General features: G+C 62.0%; 21 protein-coding genes and 1 pseudogene. 10 read left to right on the forward strand and 12 right to left on the reverse strand.

The window, feature by feature from the left end:
• Positions 1–47: 47 nt before the first annotated feature.
• From HZF05_RS14075 to HZF05_RS14090, 4 genes are all read left to right on the forward strand, one after another.
• On the forward strand, positions 48–545 hold the full coding sequence (locus HZF05_RS14075; RefSeq protein WP_160363802.1) for a DUF4142 domain-containing protein: 498 nt from the start codon (positions 48–50) through the stop codon (positions 543–545).
• 128 nt (positions 546–673) lie between these two features.
• Positions 674–1108: a sigma-70 family RNA polymerase sigma factor gene (locus HZF05_RS14080; RefSeq protein WP_246332022.1), complete on the forward strand. Its 435-nt coding sequence runs from the start codon at positions 674–676 to the stop codon at positions 1106–1108.
• On the forward strand, positions 1105–1824 hold the full coding sequence (locus HZF05_RS14085; RefSeq protein WP_160363803.1) for an anti-sigma factor: 720 nt from the start codon (positions 1105–1107) through the stop codon (positions 1822–1824). The genes HZF05_RS14080 and HZF05_RS14085 overlap by 4 nt, the downstream gene beginning before the upstream one ends.
• Before the next feature lie 118 nt (positions 1825–1942).
• Positions 1943–2461, forward strand: a complete 519-nt coding sequence (locus HZF05_RS14090; protein ID WP_220129856.1) for a fasciclin domain-containing protein — start codon at positions 1943–1945, stop codon at positions 2459–2461.
• 99 nt (positions 2462–2560) lie between these two features.
• Here the strand turns inward: HZF05_RS14090 and HZF05_RS14095 are convergent, their stop codons facing one another.
• The 10 genes and pseudogenes from HZF05_RS14095 to HZF05_RS14140 all read right to left on the reverse strand — a co-directional run bounded on the left by HZF05_RS14095 (position 2561) and on the right by HZF05_RS14140 (position 10430).
• Entirely contained in the window at positions 2561–3007 is a 447-nt protein-coding gene (locus tag HZF05_RS14095) for a lipocalin family protein (RefSeq protein ID WP_160363804.1), read from the reverse strand.
• A gap of 167 nt (positions 3008–3174) precedes the next feature.
• Positions 3175–3729, reverse strand: a pseudogene (locus tag HZF05_RS14100) (SDR family NAD(P)-dependent oxidoreductase); the annotation flags it as partial.
• Positions 3730–3779: 50 nt separating this feature from the next.
• On the reverse strand, positions 3780–4871 hold the full coding sequence (locus HZF05_RS14105) for a catalase family protein (RefSeq protein ID WP_160363805.1): 1092 nt from the start codon (positions 4869–4871) through the stop codon (positions 3780–3782).
• A 40-nt stretch (positions 4872–4911) separates the two neighbouring features.
• Positions 4912–5508 carry a flavodoxin family protein gene (locus HZF05_RS14110; protein WP_160363806.1) on the reverse strand — a complete coding sequence of 199 codons (597 nt, stop codon included), beginning with the start codon at positions 5506–5508 and terminating at the stop codon, positions 4912–4914.
• 1 nt (position 5509) lies between these two features.
• On the reverse strand, positions 5510–6331 hold the full coding sequence (locus HZF05_RS14115; protein ID WP_160363807.1) for an alpha/beta fold hydrolase: 822 nt from the start codon (positions 6329–6331) through the stop codon (positions 5510–5512).
• Between the two features lie 39 nt (positions 6332–6370).
• Positions 6371–7156 carry an SDR family NAD(P)-dependent oxidoreductase gene (locus tag HZF05_RS14120; protein WP_160363808.1) on the reverse strand — a complete coding sequence of 262 codons (786 nt, stop codon included), beginning with the start codon at positions 7154–7156 and terminating at the stop codon, positions 6371–6373.
• A gap of 10 nt (positions 7157–7166) precedes the next feature.
• A complete protein-coding gene (locus HZF05_RS14125; protein ID WP_160363809.1) occupies positions 7167–8357 on the reverse strand; it encodes a zinc-dependent alcohol dehydrogenase in 1191 nt (396 codons plus the stop codon).
• Positions 8357–8944 (reverse strand): SRPBCC family protein, encoded by a 588-nt coding sequence (locus HZF05_RS14130; RefSeq protein ID WP_160363810.1) that lies wholly within the window; start codon positions 8942–8944, stop codon positions 8357–8359. The genes HZF05_RS14125 and HZF05_RS14130 overlap by 1 nt, the downstream gene beginning before the upstream one ends.
• A 329-nt stretch (positions 8945–9273) precedes the next feature.
• Entirely contained in the window at positions 9274–9696 is a 423-nt protein-coding gene (locus HZF05_RS14135) for a low affinity iron permease family protein (RefSeq protein WP_110155973.1), read from the reverse strand.
• Between the two features lie 128 nt (positions 9697–9824).
• Positions 9825–10430, reverse strand: coding sequence for a PRC-barrel domain-containing protein (locus tag HZF05_RS14140; RefSeq protein WP_343046894.1), 606 nt, complete (start codon positions 10428–10430; stop codon positions 9825–9827).
• A gap of 71 nt (positions 10431–10501) precedes the next feature.
• On the opposite strand from HZF05_RS14140, the gene HZF05_RS14145 reads away from it, so the two are divergent.
• From HZF05_RS14145 to HZF05_RS14155, 3 genes are all read left to right on the forward strand, one after another.
• Positions 10502–10765: a DksA/TraR family C4-type zinc finger protein gene (locus HZF05_RS14145; protein ID WP_160363811.1), complete on the forward strand. Its 264-nt coding sequence runs from the start codon at positions 10502–10504 to the stop codon at positions 10763–10765.
• Between the two features lie 383 nt (positions 10766–11148).
• Positions 11149–11880 (forward strand): Crp/Fnr family transcriptional regulator, encoded by a 732-nt coding sequence (locus HZF05_RS14150; RefSeq protein ID WP_246332015.1) that lies wholly within the window; start codon positions 11149–11151, stop codon positions 11878–11880.
• Positions 11881–11937: 57 nt separating this feature from the next.
• Entirely contained in the window at positions 11938–12123 is a 186-nt protein-coding gene (locus tag HZF05_RS14155; protein ID WP_160363812.1) for a hypothetical protein, read from the forward strand.
• Here the strand turns inward: HZF05_RS14155 and HZF05_RS14160 are convergent.
• Complete coding sequence (locus HZF05_RS14160) at positions 12111–12362, reverse strand: hypothetical protein (protein WP_160363813.1); 252 nt, start codon at positions 12360–12362, stop codon at positions 12111–12113. The genes HZF05_RS14155 and HZF05_RS14160 overlap by 13 nt on opposite strands.
• The gene (locus tag HZF05_RS14165) at positions 12359–13078 is read right to left on the reverse strand and encodes a Crp/Fnr family transcriptional regulator (protein WP_160363814.1); all 720 of its coding nucleotides are present in this window, start codon (positions 13076–13078) and stop codon (positions 12359–12361) included. The genes HZF05_RS14160 and HZF05_RS14165 overlap by 4 nt, the downstream gene beginning before the upstream one ends.
• 172 nt (positions 13079–13250) lie before the next feature.
• Between HZF05_RS14165 and HZF05_RS14170 the strand changes: the two genes are divergently transcribed.
• From HZF05_RS14170 to HZF05_RS14180, 3 genes are all read left to right on the forward strand, one after another.
• Positions 13251–13526, forward strand: coding sequence for a hypothetical protein (locus HZF05_RS14170; protein ID WP_160363815.1), 276 nt, complete (start codon positions 13251–13253; stop codon positions 13524–13526).
• 159 nt (positions 13527–13685) lie between these two features.
• Positions 13686–14078 carry a response regulator gene (locus HZF05_RS14175; protein ID WP_160363816.1) on the forward strand — a complete coding sequence of 131 codons (393 nt, stop codon included), beginning with the start codon at positions 13686–13688 and terminating at the stop codon, positions 14076–14078.
• Between the two features lie 83 nt (positions 14079–14161).
• Positions 14162–14569, forward strand: coding sequence for an acyl-CoA thioesterase (locus HZF05_RS14180; protein WP_160363847.1), 408 nt, complete (start codon positions 14162–14164; stop codon positions 14567–14569).
• The last annotated feature ends 33 nt before the right edge of the window (positions 14570–14602 follow it).

The following is a 14602-nucleotide window of genomic DNA, read 5'->3' on the forward strand; positions in this document are numbered from 1 at the left end:
TCATCCGTCGCCCCGCATTGAGCTGTCGAGTAAAACGGAGAAATCGCATGAAGCCGCGGGCCCTTTCATTTCTCGTCGTTTTGCTCGGCGCGACGACAGTTCACGCCGCGACTGCCACGACGTCCGACCGTAATTTTGTCGCCAAGGTCTCGCAGGGTGGTATGTTCGAGGTTGCGGCTGGAAAGCTCGCGGAAACGAAAGGGTCGACCCAGGATGTTCGAGACTTCGCGACGGCTGAAGTCCACGATCACATGCTGGTCGGCAACAAGCTGAAGGCCATTTCAACAAGCGAAGGCGTGGCGATTTCGGACAGGCCCAATGCTGGGTTTTCGGGCAAGCTGTCTCATCTGTCGGGCCTCTCGGGGACTGCGTTCGACGCAGCCTACCTGACCGAGATGGCCGCGCTGCATGATGCCGATGGCGCTGCCTTCGCCAAGGAGGCGACGGACGGGGGAAGTTCTGCTTATCGCGCATTTGGCGCCGAGACCCACCGTATCGTCCAACGGCATATCGGTGCAATTCACGGCGCGCCCCTTCCGCGCTGACCGGGTCTGAGAGCGGTGTCCACGTCGGAGCGCGAAGCACTGGCAGCGGCTTTGCGAAAGGTAGCGACCGGAGACCGCAAAGCGTTTGAAGACGTCTATCACCTGACGTCGGCAAAACTTTTCGGCGTCTGCCTGCGGATTCTGCCCACACGCATGAAGCGGAAGAAGCGGCTCAGGAAGTCTATATCGCGGTTTGGCAGAAGGCTGGTTCGTTTGACGAGAGCCGCGGCACAGCGATGACCTGGCTGATCACGCTGGCTCGCAATCGCGCGGTCGACCGGTTGCGAGCGGCGGGCAAGGTCATGACCGCCCCGCTCGATTATGCAGACGGGCTTGCCGATCCGACGCCGCTTGCGAGCGATACCGCTGAGATCGCGGACACCGAACGACGTCTCCTGGACTGCATGGCCACGCTCGAAGGGCGGGACGCGGACTGCATAAAGACAGCCTTCTTCCAGGGTTCGACCTATTCGGAACTCGCTGCTCGATCCTCAACGCCTGTCGGGACGATGAAGAGTCGTATCCGCAGAGCCCTGCTCAAGCTGCGCGAGTGCCTGCAATGAGCACAGATGTGATGGTGCCGGAGGCCAATGATCTCCTCGCGGCGGAATTGGCGTTCGGGCTTCTCGATCCCCGTGATCGTGCCGACGCTGAACGGCGCGTCGCAATGGAGCCGGCTCTCGCGGGCGTCTATCGAAAATGGCAGGACTATGCGGCCGCGCTCGCGGCTGGGAATGCCGAACAGCCTCCATCATCGCTGTGGCCCTCGATCCAAGCGAGGATTGCCGCCAACGACACAGTCGCTCTGCCCACCAGAGCTGCGCTCCGCAGGTGGCAGGCCGGAACGGTTGTCGCGATCGTCGCAGCGCTGGGGCTTGGCGCTCTCGCGCTTCAACGCACTTCACCGCCGCCAGCGTCGAAGCTGGCGGCGGTGACGCGGAATGCGCCGCCGTTGGTGGCTGTCCTGAAAGGCGATGCGAACAGGGCCATCGTCGTGATTTCCTTTGATCGCTCGAGCAATCACCTGTCGACGGTTCCGACGGGATTACGCATTGGCGATCATTCGGCTGAGCTGTGGGTGATCCCCAAGGGCGGGAAGCCCAACACCCTGGGGCTCGTTGCGACGGATAAGCCGGACTGGAAGCCTGCAACGCACGCCGCCAGAACCTTGATCAGGGAAGGCGCTGTCCTCGCGATTTCGGTTGAGCCGATAGGTGGCTCGCCCACTGGGCAACCTACCGGCCCTGTCATTCTTACCGGCGCTATCGAAGCGAGCTGACGACATCCGGATTGGCGTAGCTCTCGTATCTCCTTGCGTGCCTCTCGAAGGTGCCGACGATACAAGGATGAGAGTGATGACCACGAAGACACTGCGCGCGGGCATGGCCGCGATTGCGATGATGGGATTTTCTCCGATGCTCGCGGCACCCGCGCTGGCCAACCCGATGGTCGGCGGGGCTGCTATGTACCCGACCAAGACGATCGTCGACAATGCGATGAACTCGAAGGACCACACGACGCTGGTCGCCGCGGTAAAGGCCGCCGGTCTCGTCGACACGTTGTCGGGACCCGGCCCGTTCACCGTCTTCGCGCCGACCAACGAAGCGTTCGCCAAGCTCCCGGCCGGAACCGTGGACACGCTGGTCAAGCCGGAGAACAAGGCTAAACTTACGAGCATCCTCACCTATCATGTCGTCGCCGGCACGATGACGTCGAAGCAGATCGCTGCCGCGATCAAAGCAGGCGGCGGCAAAGCGATGCTGACGACCGTCCAGGGCGAGCCACTGACCGCCACGATGAAGATGGGCAAGCTCATGCTGACCGATGCCAAGGGCGGGATGTCCATGGTGACGATCAAGGACGTGATGCAGTCCAACGGCGTGATCCACGTCGTTGACACCGTGCTGATGCCGTAAACCGAAGATGGGCCGACCTTCTCCTCGGCCCATTTTTAGTCCGGCAACGTGTCTCACTCAGTTCAACGCCGCCACTCGGCAGTCCGGTCGCCGAGCACACTAAGGTTGTGCAGGAAACTCCAGCTGAGAGACATCATACCCCATCGATTTGGCCTTCCCGACAAGAGTCTTCACCAGCGACGGGCTCGGGCGAGCATCACGGGTGTAGATCCACAGATCGGTGAACTGCGGGTTGGAAGATATGAACCAGCTATAGGCATCGTCGTGATCGAGGATCCAATAGTCGCGCCCGACCGGCAGAAATCCGAGAAAGCGGTACGCTACGTGCAGCTTGGTATTGACACCCGGATTGAGGATCGTGCCCGGGCCGCTGATGGACTTGAGCTTACCGGCCGGCGTCTTCTCATGACATGTGTCGACGACGTTGACATGCCCGTTCTTGCCCGAAGTATAGCGCGTGCCGCCCGCCACACAGCTGTTCGTGAGCTTCATCGGCTTGCGGCCGATCTCGACCCACTGGCCGACGAAGAGCTTCGAGGCGTCCACCGGACTCGATGGCTCCGGTGCGGTGGGAGTGGTCGCTTGAGCGCTGCTGGCGATAGCAGGTGTCACAGCAATAGTCATCGAGAGTAAGAGTATTCGCGGCCGTAGAATGTCATTTCGCATGATCAGGATTTCCCACAACTATCGGAGACGCGCCTGCCGGTGCCCGTCGTGAGGTCGAGGATCGAGGGAATGGATCGCTTCCGAGCGGCATTGCAGACCCAAATGTCGAGGCCGCCGAGGCCCGACACGGCTTGCAAGACCAGCTGGGCGCAGAAAGTCTCGGTACGGATGTCTCCTGGAATGGCCAGGGCCTAGCGTCCGGCCTTTAAAATAAGGTCTATAACCTCGCGAGCGTCCGGCTCCTCCTTGGAAAGATAGTTGATCGCGACATCGGCGCCCTCGCGGGCGAAGGCGATCGCCGCCGCACGACCCATGCCGGAATCGCCACCGGTGATGAGTGCTTTTCGCCCTCGCAACCGGCCCGATCCGACATAGCTGGTTTCGCCATCGTCCGGCTGCGGGTTCATCTGGCTCGCGAGGCCCGGCCAAGGCTGCGACTGGGACTTGAACGGCGGCTTGGGATATTTGTCCCGCGGGTTCTGCTTGCCGTCGCGCGCCTGGCCACCTCCGCCAACCTGAGCGGCCGCCGGCGCCGCGACCGTCGCCGCCGCGGCGCCGAGCGCGGTCGTTGCGATCATCTGGCGTCGGGTCGTGTCACGCATGTCCATGATGATCCTTCACGCTATCTTGCTGGTGGTCGGAGACGAAGCGATCAGCCCGCGAGTTCGGCGAGCCTAGAAGGCTCATGAATGGGGCATCCGTTGACCCTGCCACGATAGTCCGCCGAAAAATCATAGGGGCTCTTGCGAGCGCGATTGACGCCACCGAGCGGCTGGTGCGCGGTGAGGCCGTGCCAAGGGCTGAATGCCAGCTCGTCCTCGATCTTCTGGCTGACGCCGTCCTGCCAGGCGACCTGCGGCGACACGTCGAGCGTCGCGACGGTCACGAACGGGCTTGCCTTTTCATCCCAGAGGACAGTCGGATCCTCGATCGGCATCTTTTCCAGGTCCGCGCAGAGCTGAACCCGGAACTCCCATGTGCCGCCTTCGCCGATTAGGCCCTCACGGACATTCTCGCGGATAGCATCGGGACGACCGGCGGCGTCGATCGTCGCGTCGGCGAAGTCCTTGAGTACTGCCGAAGCGGGCACGAGAGAGAACTTGGCGACATAGTCGCCATACCGGAACGGCGTCTGGCTGTAATAAGTCGCCCCCAGCGGGTGGACCGGCTTGGCGCCGCCAAGCGTGGTGAGGAAGGCGGACTGACCGCCTACCGCCTCGAGCGCCGCCTCCGCCGCGCGGAACAGGCCGGACAGCAATTTCTTGCCACCTTCGGCCTTGTCGGTCGTCTTGGCGAGCATCTTGAGGTTGGCAAGAAACGCCTTGGGCGTCGGCGCCGCGAAGGTCGGCCCGTTGACCATCACGAAATCCTGCGTCGCGTCGCCTTCCGAGCCCGGCAGCCTTTCACCTTCAATTCCAAGAATCTTCAGCGCGAGCCCGCGTGGAAGGTCGATCGAATCGTCGAGAATGTCGCCGGCGTTGGTCGAGAGGCGGAAGATCGCTTCATATTGGCCGGGCGCGGCGAACAGGCCTTGCGCAAACTCCGGAGACAGGCCGTCGTGAACGGTCAGTGTGCCTCGGGCGATGCCGTGCCCCTTGGCGTGGACCGAACGGACACCATGCCCATAATCCTTCGACGTCGTGTCGAGGATGATCTTGAACTGCTCTTCGAGGCCGCGGATGGTCTCCGCCTCATCCGGCTCGACCTTTTCGACATCGGCCTGGTAGCGCACGGGGCTGGTCATATTTTGATCCTTCGTCAAACAGGCAATCGTTTGGCTTCGCTCACCCCGGATAGGTGTCGGCCTTCAGCAGCGTCGCAAGGTGCGTCGCGTTGGACGCGACCATCTTCGCGGTCTTCGCGACCATCTCGGGCGTTGCGTCGAGATCCTTGAAGTCGGTCGAGCCCATCGCTTCCCCGACCCAGTAACAGGCCGCTATGGCGGGGATCGTCCAGCCCACGTCGTTCAGTGCTTGAAAGATCTGGGCCGAGGCGAAGTGCGCGCCATCCTCGTTGCCCACGATCGCGGCGACCGCCACCTTGCCATAACTCGGCATTCGGCCCTGCTCGTCTGTCTCCTCGATAAAGGCGTCCATCCGCTCCATCACGCGCTTGGCGACGCTGCCCGCCGATCCCATCCAGATCGGCGTGCCGAGGACAAGGATGTCCGCCGCCAGGATCTTCTCGCGAATGTGCGGCCAGTCGTCGCCATCACCTTCGTCCGAGGTGACGCCCGGCTTGATATCGAAGGCGGCCGCGCGAACCGTCTCCGCGACGGTCGCGCCCTTGGCCTCGAACTCTTTCGCCATGACCGCGATCATCGCGTCGGTGGAGCTTTCGCCGCTCGCCTTCAGCGTGCAGTTGATGGGCTGGACCAGCATCTCAGAGCGCCACGAAATTGAGGAGATCGCTCGTCAACCGGTCAGCGGCGGTCGCGCACAGGCCGTGGGGTTCGCCTTCATATTCGAGGAATTCGGCGTGCGGGATGCCCTTCGCCGCGGCCCGCCCGGCGACATCGATCGGTACCGTCTTGTCGCCGGTGCCGTGAATGATCAGCGTCGGCATGGTGAAGGAGGCGAGATCGCCCCGGAAGTCGGTGGTGCCGAAGGCATCGACGCATTCGATCGTCGCCTTGGGGCTGGCCATGACGCCCAGGATGAAGGTCCAGTCGAGCAGCGCCGAGCTGACCGGGCTCGAGACGACGCCCACCCCGTAGAATTGCTTGGCGAAGGTCTGGAGAAAGGCGAAGCGATCCTTGCGGATCTGGTCCTTCATGTCCTGGAAGACCGAATAATCGACACCATCCGGATTGCTGTCGTCCTTCAGCAGATAGGGTACGACCGACGAGACCAGAGCCACCTTTGCGATCCGGGCCGGCCCATGGCGCGTGAGGTAGCGTGCGATCTCCCCGCCGCCCATGGAGAAGCCGATCAGGGTTGCCCCGCTGATCTCGCCGGCCTCAAGAATGGCGGCCAAGTCGTCCGCAAACGTGTCGTAATCATAGGGCCCGACCGGGTGGCCTGACTGGCCGAAGCCACGCCGATCGTAGGTGACGACGCGGTGCCCCGCCTCAAGCAGCGGGAGCGTCTGATATTCGAACATGTCGCCGGTGAGTGGCCAGCCATGGATCAGGACAACGGGCGAGCCCGAGCCTGTGTCCTTGACGTGCAACGCCGTCCCATCTTTTGCGTGGGCGAAGGGCATGATGATCTCCTGAAAAAGCGGAAAGCAAGCGACGACCAATCAGTCGCTCGCGGAACCGGGCTCAGCCATCTTGCGATGCTGTTCGGCGAGCACGGCGGCGGGCGTAACGTGGGCTACCGCCGCCTGGACCTTGTTCTTCCAGCCCGAGACGATGTGGGCGTGGCCCGCCATCAGCGCGTCCCAGCCATCCTTGGCGACGTCGGCCGGATCGCTCTTGCTCTCCGACGCGCCGACGCTGGTGTCATCCATGCCGGCGGTGTGGAAGAATTCGGTCTCGACCGGACCGGGCATCAGCGTGGTGATCTGGACGCCGTCATGCTCCTTCAGCTCGTTGCGGATCGCATCGGCGAAGCTGTCGACGAACGCCTTGGTGCCGTTATAGACCGCTTGAAAGCTGCCCGGAATGAAGCCCGCGATCGAGCCGGTGATGAGTACCTTGCCCTCGTTTCGGGCGGTCATGTCCTTCAGCACCTTCTGGAGCAGATACAGCGTGCCCGTGATGTTGGTGTCGACCACGCGGCGCCAATCGGCGACCGGCTGTTCGAGAAATCCATTGCCGAGGCCGCGGCCCGCATTGGCGCATAGCACGTCGATCCGGCGGCCCTGCGCAGCGGCGAGCAGGCGGTCAACACCGTCGATCGTCGAAAGATCGGCCTCGATCGACTGGACGCTAATCCCGTGCTGCTGGAAGTCGCTGCCGGCGGCATCGATCAGCGGCTCGTCGGCGACGACCAGCAAGTCATACCCGTTCTTCGCGGCGAGATGGGCGAGTTCGAAGCCGATGCCCGTCGAGGCGCCGGTGACGATCGCGAATTTGTCGGCCATGTCGTGTCTCCTATTCGGCGGCGACGGCAAGGTCGGGCTTCAGCACCACCTTGGTCACCTCGTTCTGATTGTCGTGAAACATCTTGTAGCCGTCGGGCGCCTGCTCGAGGGGCAGACGGTGCGAGATCAGGAAGTCGCTATCAATCTTGCCCTCGAGGATCGCGTTGAGCAGCGCCGGCATGTAATGCTGCACGTGGGTCTGGCCGGTCTTGAGCGTCAGGCCCTTCTCCATGAAGGCGCCGAGCGGCCATTTGTCGACGAAGCCGCCATAGACCGCCGGCATCGAGATGCGGCCGCCCTTGCGGCAGGCCAGGATCGCCTGGCGATTGGCATGGATGCGATCGGTGCCGAGGAACGTCGACTTCTTGATCTGATCGAGGACATTGTCGACGAAGAAGCCGTGCGCTTCCAGGCCGACGCTGTCGATGCAGGCATCCGGCCCGATACCGCCTGTCATTTCCATCAGCGCTTCGTAGACAGCGCTCTCCTCGAAGTTGATCGTCTCGGCGCCGAACTTCTTGGCAAGCTCCAGCCGATGCGGAAAATGATCGATCGCGATGACCCGCTCCGCCCCCATCAGGAAGGCCGATTGCACCGCGAACAGCCCGACCGGGCCGCAGCCCCACACCGCGATCGTGTCGCCCGGCTCGATCTGCGCATTCTCGGCCGCCTGCCAGCCGGTCGGCAGGATGTCCGAGAGGAACAGGACCTTGTCGTCCTCGACCCCATCGGGGATCACAATCGGGCCGACATCGCTGAACGGCACACGGACATATTCGGCCTGACCGCCGGCATAACCACCGGTCATGTGGCTGTAGCCGAACAGACCGGACATCGGCTGGCCGTACAGCTCCTGCGCGATGTCCTGATTGTCGGCGGGGAGCCCGTTGTCGCAGGCGGAATATTGATGCTTGCCGCAATGGTAGCAGGACCCGCAGGCGATCGTGAATGGCACCACGACACGCTGGCCCTTCTTGAGTGTCGATCTCGGCCCGGCCTCGACCACCTCGCCCATGAACTCATGGCCGAGAATGTCTCCCGACTGCATCGTAGGAATGAAGCCGTCGTAGAGGTGGAGGTCGGAGCCGCAGATCGCGGTGGACGTCACCTTGATGATGCAGTCGCGCGGATTGAGGATCTCAGGATCGTCGACCGTATCGACGCGGACGTCATGCTTGCCGTGCCAGGTGAGCGCGCGCATCAGGCCTTCTCCTCTTCGAGCTGCGCCTTCGTGCGCGACGATGTCGCGATCTCGCCCGTCTCCATCAGCTGCTTGAAGCGCCGCAGGTCGCGCCGCGCCTGGATCGCGGGCTCGCGCTGAAAGAGCTTGGCGACGAGCTTGCCGATCGTGCCAGCAGGCGGGTCGTAGGCGATGGTGGCCGTCACAACCGTGCCGCGGGCACCGGCGTCGCGAAATTCGACCCGGCCCGAATTGTCGATGTCGGCTCCGTCTTCGGATGTCCAGGCGATCAGCTCTCCATCGCGCTCTTCGGTGATACGAGCGTCCCACTCGACCGTCTTGCCAGCGGGAGCCTTCACGACCCAGTGCGATCGCGACCCGTCGCGGACATCGACGCGCACGACATTCTCCATGAAGCTCGAGAGCTTCGAGAAATCGCGGAAGTAGGCGAAGAGTTCGGCCGCCGGCTTGTTGATCGTCACCGAGCGGCCGACCACATGGCCTCCTTTGGCATCAACGAGCCGGTCGGTTGCCTCGTCGCGGACAGGCCTATCCTTGGCCGACGACGCAGGCGCATCGTCGGTCCGCGCGTCGCGGATATCCGACATCGATCTATCTCCTTGATATTTCGCCTCAACGCGCCGGGGCCATGCAAGTCTCACCCGGCTGGAAATCATTTCATCGCGTTCGGCACACACTCCGAGCGCGAGCCTTATCCCAAGATAATTTTATGTCAGCCACGGCGGCGACAATGCTTCCTCAACCAACAGCTTCGCTGCGCATTGGCGCTGCAGCTCAAGACCGACGAACTTATCCTGTCGAAGCACCGCTCACGCGATTAAGTCACCGGCATTGAAGGTAAGACTGAGGCCGAGATCGATCAGATCCACGGAGGAGGCGATACCCTCGCCAGCACGGGAGGCGAACCAAAGCCTGATCAGTAGCGCGCCAGCAGGCGGTCCACGCTTGTCTGAACGGTGGCTTCCTTGCCCTCATATTTGTCAGGCGTCTCGTGACAATCCTTCTCGAGAGCCGTCCTGATCTCCTGGATTTGCTTGTCGGTCAGATGCTCGATCGCGATGAAGGTGCCGCGCGCCTTGTCAACCGCGCGGATCAGTTCGTCGAGCTTCGCCTGCATGGCCGCTGCATCGCGGTTCTGGCTGTTCTGGATCAGGAACACCATCAGGAAGGTGATGATCGTCGTGCTGGTATTCACGATCAGCTGCCAGGTGTCGGAATAATGGGAGACCGGCCCGAAGCCGCCCCAGATGATGATCAGCAGGAACGCGACGATGAAGGTCACCGGCTGACCGGCGAAGCTCGCGATGCGTCCGGAGACACGGGTGAAGAACAGGTCCATGGATCGCCTTTCATCGCCGGATGAACCCGTCGGCACTGTGACACACCGAACGCTCCGCAATACTCCCATACCGAGGTGTGGAGGTGGCGCTGCTGATACGCCAGCAAAATTGCGCGGGAAGAGCCTCTTCAGCCCGGATCGGCCGGCGCCAATCCACTAAATTCCGCGTCGCTTAACTGTGTTGAGATCGCCTGATCGCGAACCCGGGCGTTATTCCACGGCAATCGACGAAGGGTCTCGCCGAGCCCGGCTGCGCCGCCTTCGCGCACGACAAGATAGTCGATCCCACCGTCGGCGCAGGTGATGAGGGCGTCGACGACGTGCCCTATCACCACACCGCCGGCGCCCTTGACCGCCATCCCGTCCAGGCTTGCCGCAGAAAACAGGTCATCGCCGCGACCGTCTTCGCTGCGAAGTTCCTCAGCGCGAGACGTGTCGCTGAACTTGGCACGACGCCCAAGCCAGCGCCAGATACCGAACAGATCGACGGCAGCCAGGAAGCCGTTCGACCAGAGGAGCTGGGTCTGCCCGCTGAAAAACCCGTCGAGCGCCCACGCGACTGCGCCTACGGTAAAGATGACGAAGCCCCAGCCTGTCACCCGCGCACCGAGATTAGATGCCGTCATCAGCGCGGCTATGCAGGTCGTACCCAACGCGATCCAACCCGCGCTCTCGATCAGCATGTCTTGATCGCCTTCAAAAATCTGAACGGGTTCAACGCCCAGCGACTGCACCAAGGCCCTCCCGCACTCGAAATTCGTCGCGCGACTACCCACTTACGTTTGACAGAAGATGGGTGGTCACAATGGCGAATGGCTGGGCACGCGATGGCGCGGTGCAGGAACAGATTGATGTTACGGTCATCGACGCGGTCCTGGCTGCGCGTGCACGCATGCCGTCGGGTGAAGGCGCGGATGAGTGCGAGGATTGCGGCGGTCCGATACCGGAACGGCGCCGATCAGCACTGCCGGGCGTCCGGACTTGCGTCGGTTGTCAATCGGAACGCGACCGCAAACTCGTTCTAGGCGGCATCAATCGGCGCGGGAGCAAAGACAGTCAGCTTCGCTGAAAGGGCGCTCGCCCTATCGCGCGTCAGCGAGTGCCTCGACTCGCGCTGACAGGTCGACCCATGCAACTTGAGCCGAACTGCCGACTGGCGCTGCCCCTATTTGGCCATCGCAGACCTCGAGCGCGCGATCGCCGAAGACCGTCAGAAGGGTGTGCGCCAAGGCATCAATGTCAGCTGCACGGGCGCCCGCTTGATTTGCTGAACTTCGCTTTGGAGGTTTCGCAGGCCCCATGGAAGTCCGTGATCTCAGGAAGGGCGGGTGCAAACTTGACCCAGGTCTATGGCCCGCCTGCGTAACGAGCTGATTCTCGATTAAAATCAATGCTCGCCATATACATGGATCAACTATTTCATTGGATGTTGGCGCTACCAGTGAGCCTCGGATGGCCAACCGCTTCACGGACAAGCTCAGGCGATTTGCCGCGCTGAGCGACCAAGATATCGCAGTCCTTTCCGTAGCTACGGCGCGAACGCGAACCGTGCCCGCCAGACACGACCTGATCCTAGAGGGAGATGTGCCGGGGCCGGTCTTCGTGATGCTCGAGGGATGGGCCTGCCGCTACAAGATCCTGCCAGAAGGCGGCCGGCAGATCATGGCCTTCCTCATGCCGGGCGACACCTGCGATATCCAGACTGGATCGCTGGAGGTCATGTATCACAGCATCAAGACGCTGACCCCGGCGCGGATTGCGACCATCTCACCACGCGAGATGCACGAGCTGCTCGAAAACCGGACGCCGATCGCGCTTGCACTGATCCGGACCCAGCTCGTCGATGAGGCGACGCTGCGGGCCTGGATCGTCAGCATGGGCCGGCGCGACAGCCTTGCGCGTGTGGCCCACCTCATGTGCGAGCTCTTCATCCGCGCTCGCAATGTCGGCTTGGTCGAGGACGGCGAGCTCGAGCTTCCAATCTCTCAGATCGTCATAGCGGACTCGCTTGGACTAACGCCGGTTCACGTCAACCGCGTCTTCCGCACACTGAGGAAGGAAAACGCCATGCGCGTCGATGTCGGCAGCCTTGTTATCACCGATCCGGCCCGGCTGGCCGTCCTGGCCGGTTTCGACGACGCCTACCTTCACCGGCGGGTGATCAGAACGGTTGCGTCGCAATAGACCTAGATCAATTTCATTCTGCCGGAATAATCCATGCTCGCGGACAGGAGGCGACCGATGGATCACGACGAGGCAGCCAACTCTTACGATGCGGCCTATTATCGAGAGCGTGAGCAGCAGGCCCGACGGCTTGCCGACGCAGCATCGGTGCCCAGCATCCGCGCCATTCATCTGCAGATGGCCGACCGTTATTCCCAGCTTGTCGAGCGGCCGCCGAAAATCTCCGCTGGTCAGTCCACGTAGAAGCACGAGTGCGATGGTTGGCGATCCTTGCATGGCGAAGAAGGGATCGCCGACGCATCGTGGGAAATCCGTGGGTCGACAAGCGTCCCGATGGAGTCACGCTCGAGGAGCTGCTCGGCTACAAGCAGCGGCGCCAGGAGGCCAACATCAAAAGCGATGACCGGTGCGACGGCGGTGGGCCTGCCTGAACTGCCATTTGCCACCCCAGAACCGGATTCGATGATCTCGCCGAGGTTCATGCCACGCGCAGGCGCCGGTGAAGATAGTTCTCATCGAAGCCGGCGATTCTCATGAGCTTGGCTGGGTCGGTGATCATCAGCTTCCCGCGCTGGAGGGACACAGCCGCTTGCAGCTTCAGTTCCTTGAGCACCCTGTTGAGATGCACCGGGGTCATGCCGAGCGCGTCGGCAAGCACGAGCTGTGAGAGGGGAAGGATCAGCTCGGCGTTGGAAACCAAGCCGATATTGGCCGCGCGCAGATACAGTTCGCAGATCAGATGGGCAGCGCGCTCGATACTCGTGCGACGGCCCATGCTGGTAATCCAGGCCCGCATGATGCCCTCGTCGATGAGCTGGGCGATATACATCGCACGGGCCACCTTGGGATGAGCGTCCATAAGCCTGTCCATCTCCTCTCGCCCGATCGTGGCGATCTTCGCCTGCGTAATGGTCTGGATGGTGTGATCCATTTCCGCGAGCAGGCCGACGTGGAGATCGCAACAGTCTCCAGGCATCAGGAATGCCGTCACCTGTCGCGTGCCGCTTGGAAGCACCTTGTACCGGCAAGCCCAGCCTTCGAGGATCACGAAGACGGGGCCCGGCCGATCGCCTTCCCGGATGAGGTCGGCTTTCGCCCCATAGTCCTGGCTTCGCGCGGTCGCCGCTTCGAGAGCCGAGGCGTCCGCCGTATCCAGGACGCCGTAGCTTTTCAGCTTGTCGATGAAGCGGTTGCCCATGCCGATCCATCCCACAGGCGGCTACTTTTAGACATTGCCGTAAGTTATAATCGAAAATTGATCTGCGTGGTTTTCCGATTGCGAACTTACGCTATCATAGGCGCATCGTCGGCCCGCGTCAGGCTCCGGCGGCTGGGAGACATTGAGCGCTCTCGCCTAGCCGGGGTGCTCGATGAACGACAATGATCAGTCGCCAATGCAAAGCCTGTGGTCGGGCCCTGATCCGCATGGTCAGGCGGCGCTTTTGCTCGTCGAGAGCCTGCTGCACGGCCTGATCGAAAAGCGGACGCTGACGATCGAGGAGGCGGTCGTGATCGTCGACATTGCCGCCGACGTGAAGGCGGAAATCGCCGCGGACATCGGTGACGCGCCGCATGCTCTTCAGAAATCGCTGTCGTTGCTCAAGTCGATTGCCGCAAGCCTTCGTCACGATCTCGACGGCCGATGAGGGGCTGCGCCTAGTTTAAAATCGATCGCTTGGGTTCGATTGGAGCACGGTTTGCCGAACAAGCAAGCTTTGAACTTATTGCCTGTAACCAAAGGCCTGCTCGATCATTGATACAGTCCCGGTGTGTTCAACGATGGCACGATGGGTAGGAGACCCTCGATGCCCGATGATCGCACCCTGATACTCGTTGTCGAAGACGATGCGCTCATCCGTATGAACGGATGCGATATTCTCGAGGACGCTGGATTCAGTGTCGTCGACGCCGGTAGCGCCGATGAGGCCATCGCAATGCTGGAGCAGCACGACGATGTGCGCTTGCTCTTTTCCGACATCGAGATGCCCGGCAGCATGAACGGGCTCGAACTAGCCAAGCTTGTCCATGAGCGATGGCCCGGGATCGGGTTGCTGATCACGTCGGGCAATCACAGGCCGGACGAACGCGACCTTCCGGATGATGGACGTTTCGTTCCGAAACCTTGGCAGAGGACCGACCTTCTAGACAAGGTCCGCTCAATCCTGAAGGCCGGCCGAGCTGACACTCCACCGGCATGAACATGACCCCAGCCTCTGAAGAAACCGTCCGGAATCTTGATACAGCCGAATTCTCTGATCAACCGACCGTGCTAGGGAAGGATATGAATTCGACAAGCCTCGCCCAACCCATAAAAATCGAGACAGCGGACATCGATTTTATGGGTCACGTCAATAATGCGATCTATCTGACGTGGGTGCAAAACGCCGTTATTGCTCATTGGGAGCGCTTTGCCGGTTCCGATGCTGTCGCTGCGCACCGGTGGGTCGCACTGAAGCACGAGATTACCTACCGCAAAGCGGCTTTTCTCGACGATCAGCTACTCGCGACCACCGTGCTCGAACGGGTGCGTCGGGAAAGCGCGTTCTACGACACTGTTATCAGCCGAGGTAAGGAAGTACTGGCGCACGTGAAGTCGCGCTGGTGTTGTCTAGACGCCGTGACATTGCGTCCCATTCGACTGGCCGATGACATCGTGAAGCGCTTCCTTCCCCCAAAGACCGCCGCCTAAGCCCGTCCGCGCTCGAGCAGCCCTGAGAGCCCC

The organism is Sphingomonas chungangi, assembly GCF_013778325.1.
Classification (GTDB): Bacteria; Pseudomonadota; Alphaproteobacteria; order Sphingomonadales; family Sphingomonadaceae; genus Solisphingomonas; species Solisphingomonas chungangi.